Source organism: Micromonospora terminaliae (genome assembly GCF_009671205.1).
GTDB lineage: Bacteria > Actinomycetota > Actinomycetes > Mycobacteriales > Micromonosporaceae > Micromonospora > Micromonospora terminaliae.
Genome location: NZ_CP045309.1, coordinates 3,393,685 through 3,410,806, shown reverse-complemented (window position 1 = coordinate 3,410,806; position 17,122 = coordinate 3,393,685). Strand labels below are relative to the sequence as shown.

The 17,122-nt window shown below is 73.0% G+C and carries 19 protein-coding genes; 17 read left to right on the top strand and 2 right to left on the bottom strand.

The features are described from left to right. Positions 1 to 4: 4 nt before the first annotated feature. The 6 genes from GCE86_RS15420 (at position 5) to GCE86_RS15395 (ending at position 3,640) form a co-directional block, all read left to right on the top strand. The gene (locus GCE86_RS15420; RefSeq protein WP_154227619.1) at positions 5 to 913 is read left to right on the top strand and encodes a carbohydrate ABC transporter permease; all 909 of its coding nucleotides are present in this window, start codon (positions 5 to 7) and stop codon (positions 911 to 913) included. Beyond that, a complete protein-coding gene (locus tag GCE86_RS15415; protein WP_244316991.1) occupies positions 910 to 1,818 on the top strand; it encodes a carbohydrate ABC transporter permease in 909 nt (302 codons plus the stop codon). Before GCE86_RS15420 ends, GCE86_RS15415 begins: the two co-directional genes overlap by 4 nt. A gap of 86 nt (positions 1,819 to 1,904) precedes the next feature. After that, positions 1,905 to 2,432: a hypothetical protein gene (locus GCE86_RS15410; RefSeq protein WP_154227618.1), complete on the top strand. Its 528-nt coding sequence runs from the start codon at positions 1,905 to 1,907 to the stop codon at positions 2,430 to 2,432. 90 nt (positions 2,433 to 2,522) lie between these two features. After that, a complete protein-coding gene (locus GCE86_RS15405) occupies positions 2,523 to 2,900 on the top strand; it encodes a VOC family protein (protein ID WP_154227617.1) in 378 nt (125 codons plus the stop codon). Position 2,901: 1 nt separating this feature from the next. Further along, a complete protein-coding gene (locus GCE86_RS15400; protein ID WP_154227616.1) occupies positions 2,902 to 3,216 on the top strand; it encodes an ArsR/SmtB family transcription factor in 315 nt (104 codons plus the stop codon). Continuing rightward, positions 3,209 to 3,640: an SRPBCC family protein gene (locus GCE86_RS15395; RefSeq protein ID WP_154227615.1), complete on the top strand. Its 432-nt coding sequence runs from the start codon at positions 3,209 to 3,211 to the stop codon at positions 3,638 to 3,640. Before GCE86_RS15400 ends, GCE86_RS15395 begins: the two co-directional genes overlap by 8 nt. A gap of 256 nt (positions 3,641 to 3,896) precedes the next feature. Here GCE86_RS15395 and GCE86_RS15390 read toward each other — a convergent pair whose 3' ends face one another. Then, positions 3,897 to 4,886, bottom strand: a complete 990-nt coding sequence (locus tag GCE86_RS15390) for an N-acetylglucosamine kinase (RefSeq protein ID WP_154227614.1) — start codon at positions 4,884 to 4,886, stop codon at positions 3,897 to 3,899. A gap of 153 nt (positions 4,887 to 5,039) precedes the next feature. Between GCE86_RS15390 and GCE86_RS15385 the strand changes: the two genes are divergently transcribed. From GCE86_RS15385 to GCE86_RS15345, 9 genes are all read left to right on the top strand, one after another. Beyond that, entirely contained in the window at positions 5,040 to 6,002 is a 963-nt protein-coding gene (locus tag GCE86_RS15385) for a MurR/RpiR family transcriptional regulator (RefSeq protein ID WP_154227613.1), read from the top strand. Further along, positions 5,999 to 6,748 carry a sugar isomerase domain-containing protein gene (locus GCE86_RS15380; RefSeq protein WP_154227612.1) on the top strand — a complete coding sequence of 250 codons (750 nt, stop codon included), beginning with the start codon at positions 5,999 to 6,001 and terminating at the stop codon, positions 6,746 to 6,748. Before GCE86_RS15385 ends, GCE86_RS15380 begins: the two co-directional genes overlap by 4 nt. A 24-nt stretch (positions 6,749 to 6,772) precedes the next feature. Further along, positions 6,773 to 8,185, top strand: coding sequence for an N-acetylglucosamine/diacetylchitobiose ABC transporter substrate-binding protein (gene ngcE, locus GCE86_RS15375; protein WP_154227611.1), 1,413 nt, complete (start codon positions 6,773 to 6,775; stop codon positions 8,183 to 8,185). A 22-nt stretch (positions 8,186 to 8,207) separates the two neighbouring features. Beyond that, the gene (locus tag GCE86_RS15370; protein WP_154227610.1) at positions 8,208 to 9,149 is read left to right on the top strand and encodes a carbohydrate ABC transporter permease; all 942 of its coding nucleotides are present in this window, start codon (positions 8,208 to 8,210) and stop codon (positions 9,147 to 9,149) included. A gap of 13 nt (positions 9,150 to 9,162) precedes the next feature. Next, the gene (locus GCE86_RS15365) at positions 9,163 to 10,116 is read left to right on the top strand and encodes a carbohydrate ABC transporter permease (protein WP_154227609.1); all 954 of its coding nucleotides are present in this window, start codon (positions 9,163 to 9,165) and stop codon (positions 10,114 to 10,116) included. 63 nt (positions 10,117 to 10,179) lie between these two features. Continuing rightward, entirely contained in the window at positions 10,180 to 11,853 is a 1,674-nt protein-coding gene (locus tag GCE86_RS15360) for a bifunctional 3'-5' exonuclease/DNA polymerase (protein WP_420846454.1), read from the top strand. A gap of 143 nt (positions 11,854 to 11,996) precedes the next feature. Further along, a complete protein-coding gene (locus GCE86_RS15355; RefSeq protein ID WP_154227607.1) occupies positions 11,997 to 12,590 on the top strand; it encodes a nucleotidyltransferase family protein in 594 nt (197 codons plus the stop codon). 58 nt (positions 12,591 to 12,648) lie between these two features. Next, complete coding sequence (locus GCE86_RS15350) at positions 12,649 to 13,443, top strand: hypothetical protein (protein WP_154227606.1); 795 nt, start codon at positions 12,649 to 12,651, stop codon at positions 13,441 to 13,443. A gap of 36 nt (positions 13,444 to 13,479) precedes the next feature. Then, positions 13,480 to 13,812, top strand: coding sequence for a TfoX/Sxy family protein (locus GCE86_RS15345; protein ID WP_154227605.1), 333 nt, complete (start codon positions 13,480 to 13,482; stop codon positions 13,810 to 13,812). 6 nt (positions 13,813 to 13,818) lie between these two features. On the opposite strand, the gene GCE86_RS15340 is transcribed toward GCE86_RS15345, so the two are convergent. Next, positions 13,819 to 14,694: a LysR family transcriptional regulator gene (locus GCE86_RS15340; protein ID WP_154227604.1), complete on the bottom strand. Its 876-nt coding sequence runs from the start codon at positions 14,692 to 14,694 to the stop codon at positions 13,819 to 13,821. Positions 14,695 to 14,767: 73 nt separating this feature from the next. On the opposite strand from GCE86_RS15340, the gene GCE86_RS15335 reads away from it, so the two are divergent. Further along, the gene (locus GCE86_RS15335; protein ID WP_154227603.1) at positions 14,768 to 16,003 is read left to right on the top strand and encodes an MFS transporter; all 1,236 of its coding nucleotides are present in this window, start codon (positions 14,768 to 14,770) and stop codon (positions 16,001 to 16,003) included. Positions 16,004 to 16,046: 43 nt separating this feature from the next. Then, a complete protein-coding gene (locus GCE86_RS15330; protein ID WP_154227602.1) occupies positions 16,047 to 17,114 on the top strand; it encodes a phosphotransferase in 1,068 nt (355 codons plus the stop codon). Positions 17,115 to 17,122 lie beyond the last annotated feature (8 nt).

The window sequence follows — 17,122 nt, the reverse complement described above, 5'->3', positions numbered from 1 at the left end:
TCTCGTGAGACACGGCAAGTACCCGCTGATCATCACCTTCCTGGTGCCGCCGCTGCTGCTCTACGGCATCTTCGTGCTGTCGCCGTACCTGCAGGCGTTCCAGATCTCCACCACCAACTGGCTCGGCTACTCCGCGCACGCCGACTCGGTGGGGATGGCCAACTTCCGGACGCTGCTGCACGACGGCCAGGTGTGGAACGCGATCAAGAACAACGCCATCATGCTCGCCGTGGTGCCGGTGCTCACCATCGTGCTCGGACTGTTCTTCGCCACCATGCTCAACATGGGCGGCCGCAAGGGACGGGCCGGCGTCACCGGCGTCCGGGGCACCTCCGTCTACCGGATGGTCTACTTCTTCCCGCAGGTGCTCTCGGTGGTGATCATCGCCCTCCTCTGGAAGGAGGTCTACCACCCCAACAACGGCCTGCTCAACGGCGCGTTGCGCGCCCTGGGCCTGCCGGCGCCGACCTGGCTGGGTGATCCGCGTACGGCGTTCTGGGCCGTGCTGGCGGTGATGGTCTGGAGCAACGTGGGCTTCTACGTGGTGCTCTTCGGCGCCGCCATGTCCGCCGTACCGCGCGACATCTACGAGGCCGTGATGCTCGACGGCGCGTCCCGGTGGACGACCCTGCGCCGGATCACCGTGCCGCTGCTCTGGGACACCGTCCAGGTCGCCTGGATCTACCTGGCCATCGCCGCCCTGGACGGCTTCATCCTCGTGCAGCAGATGACCAACGGCGGCCCCAACTTCTCGTCCGACGTGATCGGCCTGCGCATGTACGAGACCGCGTTCGGCAGCGAGAGCAAGTTCGGGTACGCCTCCGCGATCGGCGTGGTGATGCTGTTCCTGACCCTGTCGGTGGCGGTGCTGGCGCTGCGTACCGCCCGTCGCGATCGGATCGAATACTCGTGACCACGCTGAATCGGCCCGCCACGACCGAGGCGGAGAAGCCCGTCGCCGCCCGCGGCGCGGACCGGCGGCTGCGCCGCGACCTGGGCGTCGCAAACCTGTTCTCGCACGGCTTCCTGCTGCTCTGGGCGGCGCTGACCGCGCTGCCGCTGCTGTGGATGTTCGTGAGCTCGTTCAAGAGCGACGGTGAGATCCTCTCCGACCCCTGGGGGCTGCCGGGAGCGCTGCGGCTGGAGAACTGGTCCCGCGCCTGGACCGAGGCGCACATCGGCCGCTACTTCCTGAACAGCGGCATCGTGGTGGCCGGCTCGCTCACCCTCACCATGCTGCTCGGCGCCACCGCGGCCTACGTCTTCGCCCGGTACGAGTTCCGGGGCCGGCAGGCTGTCTACTACCTGTTCGTCGGCGGGATGATGTTCCCGGTCTTCCTCGCCCTCGTGCCGCTCTTCTTCGTGGTGCGCAACGCCGGCCTGTTCGGCACCTGGACCGGGCTGATCCTGGTCTACGCCGCCTACTCGCTGCCCTTCACGGTCTTCTTCCTGACCGCCTTCTTCCGGACGCTCCCGACCTCGATCGCCGAGGCGGCGCTCATCGACGGCTGCGGGCACTTCGGGCTCTTCTTCCGGGTCATGCTGCCGATGGCGCGACCGGGATTGATCAGCGTGGCGATCTTCAACTTCCTCAGCCACTGGAACCAGTTCATCCTGCCGCAGGTGCTGATGCAGGGCGACGACTCCAAGTGGGTGCTGGCGCAGGGCCTCACGGCGCTCGCCGTCAGCCAGGGCTACCAGGGTGACTTCAGCGGCCTGTTCGCGGGACTGACCATCGCCACCCTGCCGGTGCTGGCGGTGTACGTCGCATTCCAGCGGCAGATCCAGACCGGCCTCACCGCCGGGCAGCTCAAGTGAGGTCGTTGCCACAGGCAACGGGGCAGCGGGACCGCTGAGCCCTCCCTTATCGTGGGCCGGCACCTTCACCGATCGACAGGAATCACATGTTTGAACTTGTCTACGAACTCCTGCTGATTCTGGGCGGAATCGCGATGGTCGCCATCGGCATCGCCATCAAGGAGCAGAGCACGGGCTCTCGGATCCTGAACGTCGTCGTGGGCCTGGCCTTCTTCGGCTACGGCTTCTACCTGATGTTCCTCGCTCCCGTGGGTTATGAGTACCGGATCTTCATCTACGTCTTCATCCTGCCGATCCTGCTGATCGTGCGCGCGGTGAAGGCCCGCAAGGAGGCCCGCGAGCAGGCCGCGGCGCACCAGTTCGCCGGTGCCGCCCAGCCGGGCCAGTTCGCCCCGTCCGCGTCCGGCCAGCCGGGCCAGGGTTGGCCGGCCCCGCAGGGCCAGCCCTACGGCCAGGCTCCGCAGGGTCAGCCCTACGGCCAGGCTCCGCAGCAGCCGGGCCACCCCGCGCCGCAGGCGCCCTATGGCCAGCCGAGCCCCCAGGGCCAGTACGGCCAGCCGGGCCCCCAGGGCCAGTACGGCCAGTCGCAGGGGCAGCCGTACCCGGGTGCCTGACGGTCTGTCCTGGTAGTGGGCCGGTCGGCGGTGTCGGCCGGCCCACTTCCGGCTTGACCCGTAGGAAATCTCCTACCTATTGTGGTGGGCATGACCGTGACCCACGTGCAGCTCGTCTCCGTCCCCGTCAGCGACCAGGATCGGGCCCGCGACTTCTACCTCGACGTCCTCGACTTCGACCTGATCTTCGACAATCCGATGGGGCCGGACGGCAGCCGCTGGATCCAGGTGGCACCGAAGGGCGCGGCCACCGCGCTGACCCTGGTCACCTGGTTCCCGACCATGGCACCCGGCTCGCTCAAGGGCCTGGTGCTGGAGACCGACGACCTCGACGCCGACGCCGCCCGGCTGCGGGAGCGGGGCGTGGACCTCCCCGACGGCGGCATCCAGATCGCGCCGTGGGGCCGGTACATCACCTTCCACGACCCCGACGGCAACGGCATCGTCCTGCAGTCCACCCGGGTCTGACGTGTCGGACGTCTTCGCGGCGCTGGCCAATCCCACCCGCCGGGAACTGCTCCGGCTGCTCCTGGAACGCGGCGAGCAGCCGGTGCAGCAGCTGGCCGACCACTTCGACATGCGCCGGCCCAGCCTGTCGGAGCACCTGCGGGTGCTCAAGGACGCCGGGCTCGTGACCGAGCAGCCGATCGGCCGGCAGCGCTTCTACGCGCTGCGCCCCGAGCCGCTGCGCGAGGTGGCCGACTGGCTCGGCCCGTACGAGCGGTTCTGGCGGGCGCGCCTCGCCGACCTGCGCGAGGTGCTGGACGGGCTGCCCGATGAGTGAGCCGGCGACGATCGAGGTGGACCAGTTCCTGGCCCACCCGCCGGCCAAGGTCTGGCGGGCCCTGACCGATTCTGATCTCCTGGCCCGCTGGTTGATGCCCAACGACTTCCGGCCGATTCCGGGGCATTCGTTCACCTTCCGCACCACCCCGCGGCCGGGTCAGGGCTTCGACGGCGTGGTGCACTGCGAGGTGCTGGAGTTCGACGAGCCGCGCCGGCTGCGCTGGGCCTGGCGGGGTGGCGCGCTGGACACCGTCGTCACGTGGACCCTGGTGCCCGAGGGGCGGGGCACCCGGCTGTTCCTGGAGCACGCCGGGTTCGACCCGGACGACCCGGTGCAGCGGCGCACCTTCACCCTGCTCGACGGCGGCTGGCGCAGCCACGTGTGGCCACGGCTGTCGCAGGCCCTCGCCGACCTGCGCTAGCGGCCCGGCCCCGGCCGGCGGGTGGCCGCCGGCCGAGCCAACGGGTCCGGGTTCGCTGTGGAACTGAGTCGTTGGTGATGTCAGCTGCGGTCCAACGCGTCGTACCGAGCGCCGCAGGGGTTCCGCGGGGTGTCCGACGAGTCGTTTGCGACATCAGCTCGACAGCGGCTACGGGAACGGGAGGCCCAGCATCGCGGTGGCCGGCCCGGCCGCCTGGAGACCGGGTCGCCGGGATGATGCGGGTGCGTCGCCTGGTTCAGCCCGCCGTCGGCACCAGGAGGGCGTGCAGCGCGACCGGGTCCGTGACCTCGGGCAGGTCGCGGGCGGCGAGCCAGGCCGCCGCCGCGGCGCCGTCGCCGGCGCTGTGCAGCGGTGCGTCCGGCCACCGGCGGGCCAGTTCGGCGCGTACCGCGGCGGCCAGCGGGGTGTCCCCGGTGAGCAGGCCGCCACCGAGCACCACCGGGTCGGTCGCGCCGGGCGGTCGGATGCGGGAGACGCTCTCGGCCAGCAGCGCGGCCGCCTCCGCGACCAGCGCCACGCCGGTCGGTTCGCCGTCCCGCGCCGCGGTCACGACCAGCGGGGCGAGTCGGGCCAGTTCGACGGGCGGCCGCCGGGTCACCGCCTGCACCACGGCCTCCGCCGTCGCGCGGGGACGGTCGGCGACCTCGGTGGCGCCGGTCAGGTCGGCGAGCACGCGGCGCGCCAGGTCGCCGGGCGCCTCGGCCCGGTCCAGGTCGGTGAGCAGGCGACGGACCGCCTCCCGGCCGAGCCAGAACCCGGAGCCGGCGTCACCGAGCAGCCAGCCGTGCCCGTCGGCGGTGCGGTCGAGGCGCAAATCGCGCACCTGGGCGGCGATCGCTCCGGTGCCGGCGATGAGCACCGTGCCGTCGGGGGCCGCCGTGCCGGAGGCGTACGCGACGAGGGCGTCGCCGTGGACGGCGTAGGGGTGGCGCAGGCCCGCGTCGGCCCAGGCCCGGTCGAAGGCGGCGCGGCCCTGCGGGTCGGCGAGGAGTCGGCCGGCCCCGGCCAGCCCGATGACGCCGGCGCGGACCCGGGCCGGATCGACGTCGGTGAGCGCGGCGCGCAGCGCCGCGAGGAGTTCGGCCGCCGCCCGTTCGGCGCCGTGGCTGGTCGGGTTGCCGCCGCCGGCGCGGCCGGTGCCGAGGCGTACCCCGTCGAGGCTGAGGGCGGCGGCGCGGGTGGACGTACCCCCGACGTCGAGGCCGACCACGACGGTGTCCGACATCCCTCCATGCTGGTCGGCCGCGCTCCGCGAAGCAAGATCCGGCCTGTGCGCCAGGTAACAGTTTGAAAACTTCGCCCACGGCCTTGACACGGAGGGGCCTTCAGTAAGAACTTTTACCACTAACAGTTAACACTCTTTTCCGAAAGGCGTCCCATGGTTGATCACGAGGTGGACACCCCCGCGGGGACCGCGGTGGTCGACGCCGACGCGGTCGACCGGCGGGGTGCGGTGACCGTCTCCTCCGACGGCGTGCTGGCCCGGGTCCGGGCCGGGGCGGGGGAGCTGACGGGGGCGTTGCGCCGGGTCGCCGAGCACGTGCTCAGTGACCCGGAGGCGGCGGCCCGGGCCACCATCGTCGAGTTGGCCGAGCGTAGCGGCACCTCGCCGGCGACCATCACCCGGTTCTGCCGGGCCATGGGCTTCGAGGGCTACGCCGACCTGCGGCTCGGTATCGCGGCGGAGACCGGCCGGGCGCGTTCGGCCGGCTGGACCGTCGACATCGGCCGGGAGATTCAGCCCAGCGACCCGCTGTCCCGGGTGCTCGACCAGATCATGGCCGCCGACACGCGGGCCATGCACGACACCGCCGCGCTGCTCGACCTCACCGAGGTGGAGCGGGCCGCGGTGGCGATCGCCGGGGCGAGCCGGGTGAACATCTTCGGCGCCAGCGGCAGCGCCCTGGTCGGTGAGGAGATGCAGTTCAGCCTGCACCGCATCGGGGTGGCCGCCTGGGCCTGGAGCGACGTGCACGAGGGGCTCGCCAGCGCCGCGCTGCTCGGCGTCGGCGACGTCGCGCTCGGCATCTCGCACACCGGGCAGACCCGGGAGACCATCGAGATGCTCGCGGAGGCGGGCAGCCGCGGCGCCACCACGGTCGCGCTGACCGGCTTCCCCCGCTCGCCGCTGGCCGAGCTGGCCGACATCGTGCTGGTCACCGCCAGCCAGGCCACCACCTTCCGGCCCGACGCGCTCTCCGCGCGGCATCCCCAGCTCGTCGTGCTCGACCTGCTCTACATCGCGGTGGCGCAGCGCACCCACGACCGCGCCCACGCGGCCTTCCGGCGCACCGCCCAGGCCGTCGACGGGCACAAGGCCGAGAAGGGGGCCACCTCATGATCAGTGCCCAGGGGTACGCGGACGCCGTCCGCCCGGTGCTGGACCGCCTGGTCGACACCCAGGCGGAGGCGGTCGACCGGGCGGCCGACGTGATCGCCGGCGGCCTGCGTGCCGGCGGGGTGCTCCAGGCGTTCGGCGCCGGCCACTCCGAGGCGTTCGCGGCCGAGCTGGTGGCCCGGGCCGGCGGTCTGGTCCCGACCAACCGACTCTCCCTGCACGACCTCGTGCTGCACGGCGACGCGCCCCGCGACGTGCTCGCCGACCCCAAGCTGGAACGCGACCCGGCCGTGGCGCACCAGCTCTACGCTCTGGCGGCGCCGCAGCCGGAGGACGTGTTCGTGGTCGCCTCCCAGTCCGGCATCAACGGCTCGGTGGTCGAGCTGGCGACGCTGGTCCGGGAGCACGGTCACCCCTTGATCGCGGTCACCTCGGTCGAGCACACCGCACGGGTCGCCCCGCGGCACCCGTCCGGCCAGCGGCTCGCCGACCTCGCCGACGTCGTGCTGGACAACGGCGCGCCGTACGGCGACGCACTGCTGCCGCTCGAGGGCGGCGGCGCGGTCTGTGCGGTCTCGTCGGTCACCGCGGCGCTGCTGGCGCAGCTGCTGACCGCCGAGGTCGTACGACGGTTCCACCAGGCCGGGGAGGTACCCCCTATCTACCTCTCCGCCAACGTCCCCGGTGGGGACGAGCACAACCTCGCCCTCGAGTCGCGGTACGCCGGGCGCCTCCGGCGGACCGCCTGACCCGACACACAAGGAGAGACAGAGATGTCGGTTACCCCCGAGAACCTCGGCGACCTCAGCCGCCGGACCCTGCTCCAGCGGGCGGCCGCGGCCGGCCTCCTCGCCGCACCGGCGATGGGCCTGCTCAGCGCCTGCGCGGGCAGCGAGCCGGAGAAGTCCGACACCGGCGGCGCGGCCAAGAGCAAGGACAACCCGTTCGGTGTCAAGGACGGCAGCGCCGTCAAGGTGGTCATCTTCAACGGCGGTCTGGGCGACCAGTGGGCCAAGGAAGACAAGGTCATCTTCAGCGCCAAGCACCCGAACGTCACGGTCAACATGTCGTCGACGCAGAAGATCAAGACCGAAGAGCAGCCGAAGATGGCGACGCAGCCGAGTGACCTGGTCATGAACTCGGGCGCCGACATGATGGACCGCAGCACCCTGATCAACGAGGGCGCGATCGAGCCGCTCGACGACCTGCTCACCGCGCCCGCCTGGGACAGCGAGGGCACGGTGGCGGACTCGCTGCTGCCGGGCACGGTCGGCGACGGCACCCAGAACGGCAAGTTCTACGTCGTGAACGTGGCGTACACGGTGTGGGGCAACTGGTACAACGCGGCGCTGTTCAAGAAGGAGGGCTGGCAGGCGCCGACCACCTGGGACGAGTTCTTCGCGCTGGCCCCGAAGATCAAGGCCAAGGGCATGGCGCCGTACGTGCACGACGCCGTGCACGGCTACTACCCGCGCTGGGCGCTCATGGCGAGCATCTGGAAGACCGCCGGCAAGCAGGTCGTCGTCGACATCGACAACCTGAAGGAGGGCGCCTGGAAGGCCGACGGCGTGCTCAAGGCGCTGGAGCCGTGGGAGAAGCTGGTCAAGGACAAGCTGCTCCTCCCGGGCAAGCTCGACCACACCCAGTCGCAGCAGGCCTGGCTCGACGGCAAGGCGGCGTTCATCCAGGTCGGTACCTGGCTGAAGAACGAGATGTCCGCGACCATCCCGCCGGGCTTCGAGCTGACCCTGTCCGACTACTGGCACAACGCCGACGACAAGGCGCCGAAGGACGTGTTCGCCGCCTCCGGCGAGGGCTTCGTCGTGCCGAGCAAGGCCCCGAACAAGGAGGCCGCGAAGGAGTTCCTGCGGGCCATCCTGTCCAAGGCCGGCTCGGCCAAGTTCGCCGAGCTGACCAAGTCGCTGGCCTCCACCAAGGGCTCCGGCGACAACGTGCAGGACACCGCTCTCTCCAGCGCCAACAGCCTCATGAAGAACGGCGGCAGCGAGCTGATCTCCGTCAAGTTCCAGGACTTCTACGCCGACCTGGACAAGGAGAGCCAGAACCTCTCCGAGGAGCTGATGGCCGGCCGGCTCACCGCGCAGCAGTTCGTCGACAAGATGCAGGCGGCCGCCGACAAGGTCGCCAAGGACTCGTCGATCAAGAAGCAGACCCGCACCGCCTGATCCGACGGAGAGAGTGAGTCCAATGCGGCACGGAGTCGCGCGTTTCGTCACGGGTTTCCTGGCCCTGCCCGTCGCGCTGTACCTGTTCTACGTGGTGTGGCCGTTCGCGCAGGCGGCGGGATACTCGCTGACCGACTGGGGTGGGTACTCGGATGCCCAGAACTTCGTCGGGCTGGACAACTACGTCCGGCTGCTCTCCGACGAGCTGATCAGGAAGGCGTTCTGGCACAACGTCTTCTTCCTGGTCACCGTGCCGCTGTTCACCATCGCGCTGGCCCTGTTCCTCGCGTTCCTGCTCAACGTGGGCGGACGCGAGGACAGGGCCGGCATCCGCGGGGTGTTCGGCTCCGCCCTCTACAAGGTCATCTTCTTCTTCCCGCAGGTGCTGTCGCTGGTGGTCATCGCCGTCATGTGGCAGCAGATCTACCGGACCGACCAGCAGGGCCTGATCAACGGCCTGCTCATCAAGATCGGGCTGGTCGACGCCGACAACCCGATCGCCTTCACGGCCGACCCGGAGCCGTTCCTCGGCATCCCCGCGGTGCTCTGGTGGCTGCTGCTCATCGCGGTGTGGAGCGGCGCCGGCTTCTACATGGTGCTGTTCTCCGCGGCGATGCAGTCGATCCCGAAGGACATCTACGAGGCGGCGATCCTCGACGGGGCGGGCCGCTTCCACACGTTCTTCCGGGTCACCCTGCCGCTGCTCCGGGACACCATCTCGGTCGCCTGGGTCTACCTGGGCTTCATCGCCCTGGACATGTACGCCCTGGTCTTCGTCATGACGCCGAGCCAGGGCGGGCCGAACCACGCCAGCGAGATCTTCGCGTCGGTGCTGAACTTCACCGCGTTCCAGAAGGGCCAGTTCGGCTACGCCTGCGCGATGGGTGTCGCGCTGGCCATCTTCACGATCCTGCTCGCCGCGGTGCAGCTGAGGATCACCCGTCGTGACCGTATCGAGTTCTGAAGGAGGCGCGACGATGAGCACGGCGACGCACGGTCTCGACCGGGCCGGCCAGGCCACCACCCCGCCCGGCACCGCGCCCGCGGGCCGGGACGCGCACCGGCCCGGCTGGGGCTCCCGCATCTTCAACGGCTTCTCCCACCTGTTCCTGCTGGTGTGGGCCCTGATGGTCCTTTACCCGCTGCTGTGGGTGGTGATGTCGGCGCTCAAGAGCGACTCGGAGGTCATCCAGGAGCCGCTCTCGCTGATCCCCGACACGCTGCACTTCGACAACTTCGCCCGGGCCTGGACGGCGGGGCACCTCGGGTCGTTCTTCCTCAACACCCTCCTGGTGCTGATCGGCAGCGTCACGCTGACCATGCTGCTCGGCTCGATGGCCGCGTATGCCCTGGCGCGCTACGAGTTCCGCGGCAACCGGCTGATCTACTACATGTTCCTCTCCGGGCTCACCCTGCCGATCTACCTGGCTGCGGTGCCGCTGTTCAAGGGCGTCTACAACACCGGGGTCAGCTTCCCGCTGCTCGGCCCGAACAAGCACGTCATGCTGATCCTGGTCTACGTGGCCTGGTCGCTGTCCTTCACGATCTTCTTCATGCACTCGTTCTTCCGGACGCTGCCCGACTCGATCGCCGAGGCGGCCCAGGTCGACGGTGCGTCGCACACCAGGACGTTCTTCAGCGTGATGCTGCCGATGGCCAAGCCCGGCCTCATCAGCATCGGCATCTTCAACGTGCTCGGCCAGTGGAACCAGTGGTACCTGCCGACCCTGCTCATGCAGTCGGTCTCCGGTGAGCCGAAGCACCAGGTGATCGCCCAGGGGCTGATCGAGCTGTCGGTCAACCAGGGCTACAAGTCCGACTGGTCCGGCCTCTTCGCCGGGGTCACCATGGCGATGCTGCCGGTGCTGATCGTGTACATCGTGTTCCAGCGCCAGGTGCAGTCCGGCCTCACGGCCGGCGTCGGCAAGTAACCCGCGCGACCCGCTGCCCGGCCGCTCCGGCATCTGTCGGAGGGGCCGGGCAGAATCGCGTCCGTGCTGGTGGCGGTGGAGTCGGACGAGCGGGGCGGCGGAGTGCTGCAACCGCTCGACGATGCCGGGCGCCCGGCCGGCCCGGCCGAGCCGGTGGCCGACCTGGCCGCCGCGGTGGCCGCCCGGGAGGCCGCCGACCGCCCCCGCTGGGTGTGGGCCGGCGGTGCCACCCTCTACCCGGCGCTGCTGCGGGCCGGCGTCCGGCTCGACCGGTGCCACGACGTCGAGCTGACCGAGGCCCTGCTGCTGGGCCACGCCGGCCGCTGGGGCGAGCCGCGCTCGCTCGCCGCGGCCTGGGCCCGGCTCACCGGGGCGCCCGTCCCGCCGGACCCGGCGCCCCGCCCGCCGGAGCCGCCCGGCCACGGCCAGGGCGCGCTCTTCGACGCGCCGTCCGGCCCGCCCGGCCCGGGCATCACGGCGTTGACCCGGGTGTACGCGGACCAGCTCGCCCGGATCGCGCGCACCGAACACCCCGGCCGGTTCCGGCTGCTGGTGGCCGCCGAGTCGGCCGGCGCGCTCATCGCCGCCGAGATGGGCGCGGCCGGGCTGCCCTGGCGCGCCGACGTGCACGACGCCATCCTGGCCGACCTGCTCGGCGAGGCGTCCCCGGTCGGCGGGCCGCCCCGCCGGCTGGCCGAGCTGGCGGCCCGGATCGCCGAGGCGTTCGGCGTCCGCCAGCTGCACGCCGACTCCCCGGCCGAGCTGCTCAAGGCGTTCGCGCGGGCCGGCGTGGAGCTGCCGAACACCCGGGCCTGGGTGCTGCGCGGGGTGGAGCACCCGGCCGTGCCGCTCGTCCTGGAATACAAGGAGCTGTACCGGATCTGGACGGCCCACGGCTGGGCCTGGCGGGATGCCTGGGTCTCCGGCGGCCGGTTCCACCCGGAGTACGTGCCCGGCGGCGTGGTCTCCGGCCGGTGGGCCACCCGGGGCGGCGGCGCGTTGCAGATCCCGAAGGTGATCCGGCGCGCCGTGGTGGCCGACCCGGGCTGGACGTTCGTGGTGGCCGACGCGGGCCAGCTCGAACCACGGGTGCTGGCCGCGGTGTCCGGCGACGAGCGGCTCGCCGCGGCCGGCGGCGCCGGTGACCTCTACGCCGCGCTGGCCCGGGACGCCTTCGCCGGTGACCGGGCCCGGGCCAAGGTGGCCCTGCTCGGCGCCATGTACGGGCAGACCGGTGGCGCCGCCGTGCCCGCCCTCGCGGTGCTCAAGAAGAACTACCCGACGGCGTTCGGCCACGTCGAGGCGGCGGCCCGCACCGGCGAGGCGGGCGGCCTGGTCCGGTCGTGGCTGGGGCGCACCTGCCCGCCCGGGACGGCCGGCTTCGGCGACGCCGACGAGCCGGTGGCGGATGCCGAGGCCGATCCGCAGAGCCCGCGCGCCCGGGCGGCCCGCTCGCGCGGCCGGTTCACCCGCAACTTCGTCATCCAGGCCACCGCCGCCGAGTGGGCCTCCACGCTGCTGGCCACGCTCCGCACCGAGCTGGCCGGCACCCGCGCGGAGCTGGTCTTCTTCCAGCACGACGAGGTGATCGTGCACTGCCCGGCCGAGGCGGCCGAGACGGTGGCCGCGGCGGTCACCGGGGCGGGGGAGCGCGCCACCCGGCTGCTCTTCGGCGAGACACCGGTCCGCTTCCCGCTCGACCTGTCCGTCGTGGACTGCTACGCCGACGCGGCATAGCCACGCAATTTTCCGATTTGCCCCGCTACCCGCTCCCGGGCGTGCTCGTTGGGCCCGGTGTGCGTACGACGGGACGGACCGGGCGCGGCTGCCTTCGGTCCGTCCCCCAGGTCGAGGGGGCACCGCTGAACCGGATCGCAGGAATGATCATCGCCGCTGGCGGGGGCCGCCGGATCGGCGGGCCCGAGGCGCTGCTGCACCAGGGGGCAAAGCCCCTGGTCCGCCGGATGATCGACACGATGGCCGAGGCGGGCTGCGTGGAGGTCGTCGTCGTGCTGGGCGCGGCGGCGGACCAGGTGCGCCAGACCACCGACCTGACCGCCGCCACCGTGGTGGTCAACCGGGCCTGGGGCACCGGGGTCGGCTCATCGATCCGGGCCGGCCTGGCCGCGCTGACCGACGAGACCATCGAGGCCGTGGTCGTGGTGCCCGTGGACATGCCCGGGCTCACCGCCGCGGCGGTCCGCCGGGTCGCCGCCCTGCCGTACCCGGACGTGCTGGTCTGCGCCACCTACGACGGGCTGCGCGGCTACCCGATGCTGTTCGGCCGCCGGCACTGGTCCGGCATCGCGACCCTGGCCAGCGCCGACGTCGGCGCCCGGCCGTACCTGCTCGCGCACAAGGACCAGATCGTCGACATCGCCTGCGACTCGGTGGCCGACGGCAGCCGGATCGACAGCCCGGAACTGATGGCCCTCTACGGCCTGAGCATCCCGGAGCAGCGCGTCGGTGTCTGAGGTGGACTGAGTACCCGTACGGATGCGGGGGTCGGGCGGCCCGGCCAGACTCGGTGCCATGCGTCGACTCGCCACCGCCCTGCTGTGCCTCGCCGCGCTCGCGAGCTGCGCCCGGCCGGGCGCCGTGCCCACGCCCGGCGACGGGCCCGCGTCGGGTGACGCGCCCACACCGGCCGGCACCGCCGACGACACCCGGTGGGCCACCTACCAGGCCGACGTCACCGCGGTACGCCTCGGCGACGACCCGCGCTCGCTCGTGCTGACCGTGGCGCTGCTCGGGGACGCCGACGGGTGCTCCCGCAATCCGCGGGTCACCTACCTCGTCGAGGAGAACAACCGCGTCCACGCGAACGTGGTGCAGGACTCGCGCCTGTCGGGGGTGGTCGGCGCCTGCCCGACCCACACACCGGGCCAGGTGACGCTGACCGCGCCGGGACCGATCGCCGGCCGCGTCGTCGTGCTCAACCAGGAGCCGTGGAAGCCCGACGGTGCCGCGTACCGCCGCTGCGACGCGACCTTCGGCTGTGACCCGATGCCGACGGACCACTGTGACCCCGCCTGGATCAGCGTCGCCGTCCGGGGCATGGACGTGTCCCGGCACTCCGTCGGCTCGTCCGAGGCCTGCGACGGCCGGTGGCTGGTCATGACGGTGCCGTTGGATCCGGTACCGTGCGGCGCCGAGGCGAGGCCGGGCTGCGAGGCGTCGGTCACCGTACGCCGCTATTTCCTGCGCTGGGCGGGCGAGCGCGGCTGGGCCACGATCGCCGGTTCGGCGGAGGCCGGCTGCGGACGGGTCCGCAGCGTCGAGCCGGCGTTCCCGGGGAAGCTCTGCGCCGACCTGCCCAGGCCGTGACCCCGTGTTGTCCGCCCCGGGTGCCAGGATGCGGACATGGCGTATGACGAGGACCTCGCGGACCGGGTCCGGGAGCTGGTCGGGCGTGAGTCCGGGTTCACCGAGCAGCGCATGTTCGGCGGCCTGGCGATGATGGTGCAGGGCAACATGGCGGTGGTCGTCCGCGGCGCCGGCGGGCTCATGGTCCGCGTCGACCCGGCCGAGTCCGAGCGGCTGGAGGCGGAGCCCGGCGCGCAGGCGACGGTGATGCGGGGGCGGCCGATGCGGGGATGGATCACGGTGGAGCCCTCGGCCGTCGCGGGTGACGCCGAGCTGGCCCGGTGGGTCGGTCGCGGCGTGGGCTACGCCGGCACCCTGCCGGCGAAGTAGAGCGGTCTAGGGCTCCCCGCCCGCCGGCTCCAGCCCGAGCCGGGCGGCCAGCCCGCCCACGACCGCCGCCAGCACAGCCGGGACCGGTCGCCGGGTCACCAGGAACAGGGTGAAGCGGCCCGGCACCGGCGCCGGCGCCACCTCCTCGTCCGGGGTCGCGTACGCGAGTGCGAGCCCGCGCGGCAGCACGACCGGGCAGCCGAGCAGCCGCCCCATCCGCACCGCCGTCTCGCCCGTGGCCGCCGGTGTCGGCCGGGCGCCCAGCGCGGAGAGCCGCCGGTGCAGGGCGTCGGCGGACGGGTCGTAGCTGTGCGCCACCACGTCGAGGCCGGCGAACGGCCGGCGCCCGGACCCGACGCGTACCCCGGGCGGGGTGAGCAGGGCCAGCCGGTCGCCGGCCACGGGTGTGGCGGTGGCCGTGGCGGGCAGCCGCATCTGGTTGGCGACCGTCACGAACGCGGCGTCGAGCGAGCCCTCACCGACCCACTCGACGAGGCGGTCACCGTGGTCGGTGACCTGGTGCACGGTCGCGTCGCGCAGCAGGGCGGCCAGCGCGGGGAACAGCCACGCGGCCAGGCTCGGAAAGGTGCCCACGCTCAGCACCTCGCCGCGCGCCGCCGAGCGGGTCCGGTCGAAGATCGCCTCCAGGTGCCCCAGGACGTGGACCGCCTCGGCCACCAGCGCCCGCCCGGCCGGGGTCGGCCGCGCGCCCGTGGTGTCCCGGTCGAAGAGCCGCTCGCCGATCCGCCGCTCCAGCGCCGCCAGCCGGTTGCTCGCGGCGGGCTGGCTGATCCGCAGCTCGCGGCCCGCCGCGCCGAGGGAGCCGTGCCGCGCCAGCGCCGCCACGAGCCGCAGGTCCTCGACCGACGGTAGGGAGCTCATAGGCCCAGGTTATGAGCCCGCCGGTCGAACCGCCAGCTACCGGGCCGGCCGGCGGGGCCAGAGGATCGAAGCCGTGACCACCCGCCGGGACATCGCCGCCATGCTCACGACCACCTTCGTCACCTGGCTCGGCCAACGCACCACCGCCGTCGCGCTGCCCCTGGTCGCGCTCGCCGAGACCGGCTCGGCCTGGACCACCGGCCTGGTCGGCGGGGCGGTCGGGCTGCCCATGCTCACCTCCGCCTGGTGGGCGCGGGGGCTGCGGCAGCGGCTGACCACCGGCCCGGCCCTCGCGGCCGTCCTCGCGATCCAGGTGCTCGGCCTGCTCGTCGTCCCGGTCGGTGCCGCCGTCGGCGCCGTCGGCCCGTTCCACCTGGCCGCCGCCGGCCTCGTCACCGGCGCCGCCACCACGCTGAGCGGGCCGGGCCAGCGGGCCCTGCTCGCCGACATCTGCGCCGGTGGCGACGCCGCCGCCCGGATGCTGGCCTGGCAGGACTTCGCGCACCGCAGCACCATGATCCTCGCGCCGCCGCTGGCCGGCTGGGCGGTCACCGTCGGGGGGCCGCTCCGGCTGCTCTGGGCGGAGGCGGCCGGCGTCGCCCTCGGGGCCGTCCTGCTGCTCGCCGTCCGCGGCACCGCCGCACCCGCCGCCGCCGAGGAAGCGGCCGCCGCCCCCGCGCTCCGGCACGTGCTGGCCCGGCACCCCGAGGTGTGCCGCGCGGTCACCATGGCCGGCGTCGGGGGCCTCGCCTGGTTCGCCTTCACCCTCGGGCTGGCCATCCTGGGCGCCGAGACCGGCCGGCCCGGGCTGCTCATCTCGGCCGGCATGACCGGCTACGGCGCCGGCTCGCTCGCCGGAGCGCTGGTCGCCCCGGTGCTCGTACCCCGGCTGCCGCCACTGGCCACCGTGGCGGCCGGCTGGATCCTGCTGGGCGCGACCTTCGCGACGCTGCCCGCGGTCACCGCGTCGCTGCCGCTCATCGCGGTCCTGGCGGCCGCGGGCGGCCTCGCCATGCCGCTCGGCATCGGCGCGGTCAACCGCCTGATCACCACCCGCACCGAGGGCGCCGAACGGCGGGCCGCCTTCGCCGTGGAGAGCCTGGTGCACGACGGTGCCGTCTCGATCGGCCTGCTCGGTGGCGGCGCGGTGATCGGGCTGGCCGGCGCGGGCCCCACGCTGGTCGTCGCGGGGGCTGCCCAGATCGCCGTCGGGCTCCTCGCCGGACCCTGGCTGCGCCCGCTGCCCAGTCGGCTCCGCGCGGCCGATCCCGCTCCCGGCCGCGCGGGGCGGGACCGGGTGGCCGTCTGACCGCCGGACCGTGCGTCCCGCCGCGCGGAGTTAGGCTCGCCCGGTGACCCGACCTCCGGCCGACCTTGTTCCCGCCGAGGTGCCGGCACAGTCGCTGACACACAACCCGCTCAACGGCGTCACCGGAGGTATCTGGCGGACCCGCCGGGCCGGCCGGTCGGCGGTGCTCAAGCTGATCGCGCCGCCAGGAGCGGGCGTCGGCCCGGCACACTGGGCGGCGAGCGACGACCCCGGCCACTGGAACTACTGGCGGCGCGAGGTCGAGGCGTACCGGAGCGGCGTGGCCACGACCTGCTACGCGGACGCGGGTCTCGTCGCTCCGGACCCCCTGGCGATCGACGATCGTCCGGACGGGACGGTCGCACTCTGGCTGACCGAGGCGGCCGGCCGCCCGGGCACCACCGGCACCGTTCGCGACCTTGCCGACCTGGCCCGCCGGCTCGGGGCCGCCCAGGCCGCCTGGCTCGCCGACCCCGGCGCCGCGCCGACCACCCGCCGGGCCGCGGACGTGTCCCGGTACGACTGGCTGGCCCGGGACTGGTTGCGCGACTACACGCTGAGCCGGCCGGTGACCGAGCCGGTGCCCTGGGACCATCCGGTCGCTGTGGTGGCCTGGCCGGAGCCGCTGCGGGACGACCTGCGCCGGCTCTGGGAGCAGCGGTACACCGTGCTGGCGGCCACGGACCGGCTACCGCGTACCCTCTGCCACCACGACGTCTGGCCGGCGAACCTGGTGTTCGCCGACAGCGGTCCGGTCCTGCTCGACTGGTCCTTCGTCGGCCCGGGGCCCATCGGTGAGGACGCGGCAAACCTGGTGCTGGACACCTTCCTCGACGGCCTGGTCGACGTGGCGCTGCTGACCGACGTGGCCGACGCGGTGCTGGACGGCTACGTCGACGGGCTGCGCGGAGCCGTCGATCCGGCGCTCGTCGCCCACGCGGTGCGGCTCAGCGGTGCGGCCAAGTACTTCTGGCTCGCGCCCGTGATGCTCAATCGGGCCGGCGGCGCCACCGGCCAGACCTACGACCGGCGCGACGAGGCCGCCATGTTCGCCGGCCGCCGCCCGGTCCTGGAACTCCTCGCCGGCTGGGCGGCCACGTCCGTTGCCTGACGCGCCCG

Bases quoted from the DNA above. Each gene is read 5' to 3' on its own strand.
- GCE86_RS15410 (WP_154227618.1), top strand. From the start codon at position 1,905: ATGTTTGAACTTGTCTACGAACTCCTGCTGATTCTGGGCGGAATCGCG.
- GCE86_RS15405 (WP_154227617.1), top strand. From the start codon at position 2,523: ATGACCGTGACCCACGTGCAGCTCGTCTCCGTCCCCGTCAGCGACCAG.
- GCE86_RS15395 (WP_154227615.1), top strand. From the start codon at position 3,209: ATGAGTGAGCCGGCGACGATCGAGGTGGACCAGTTCCTGGCCCACCCG.
- GCE86_RS15390 (WP_154227614.1), bottom strand. From the start codon at position 4,886: ATGTCGGACACCGTCGTGGTCGGCCTCGACGTCGGGGGTACGTCCACC.
- GCE86_RS15385 (WP_154227613.1), top strand. From the start codon at position 5,040: ATGGTTGATCACGAGGTGGACACCCCCGCGGGGACCGCGGTGGTCGAC.
- GCE86_RS15380 (WP_154227612.1), top strand. From the start codon at position 5,999: ATGATCAGTGCCCAGGGGTACGCGGACGCCGTCCGCCCGGTGCTGGAC.
- ngcE (WP_154227611.1), top strand. From the start codon at position 6,773: ATGTCGGTTACCCCCGAGAACCTCGGCGACCTCAGCCGCCGGACCCTG.
- GCE86_RS15370 (WP_154227610.1), top strand. From the start codon at position 8,208: ATGCGGCACGGAGTCGCGCGTTTCGTCACGGGTTTCCTGGCCCTGCCC.
- GCE86_RS15365 (WP_154227609.1), top strand. From the start codon at position 9,163: ATGAGCACGGCGACGCACGGTCTCGACCGGGCCGGCCAGGCCACCACC.
- GCE86_RS15355 (WP_154227607.1), top strand. From the start codon at position 11,997: ATGATCATCGCCGCTGGCGGGGGCCGCCGGATCGGCGGGCCCGAGGCG.
- GCE86_RS15350 (WP_154227606.1), top strand. From the start codon at position 12,649: ATGCGTCGACTCGCCACCGCCCTGCTGTGCCTCGCCGCGCTCGCGAGC.
- GCE86_RS15345 (WP_154227605.1), top strand. From the start codon at position 13,480: ATGGCGTATGACGAGGACCTCGCGGACCGGGTCCGGGAGCTGGTCGGG.
- GCE86_RS15340 (WP_154227604.1), bottom strand. From the start codon at position 14,694: ATGAGCTCCCTACCGTCGGTCGAGGACCTGCGGCTCGTGGCGGCGCTG.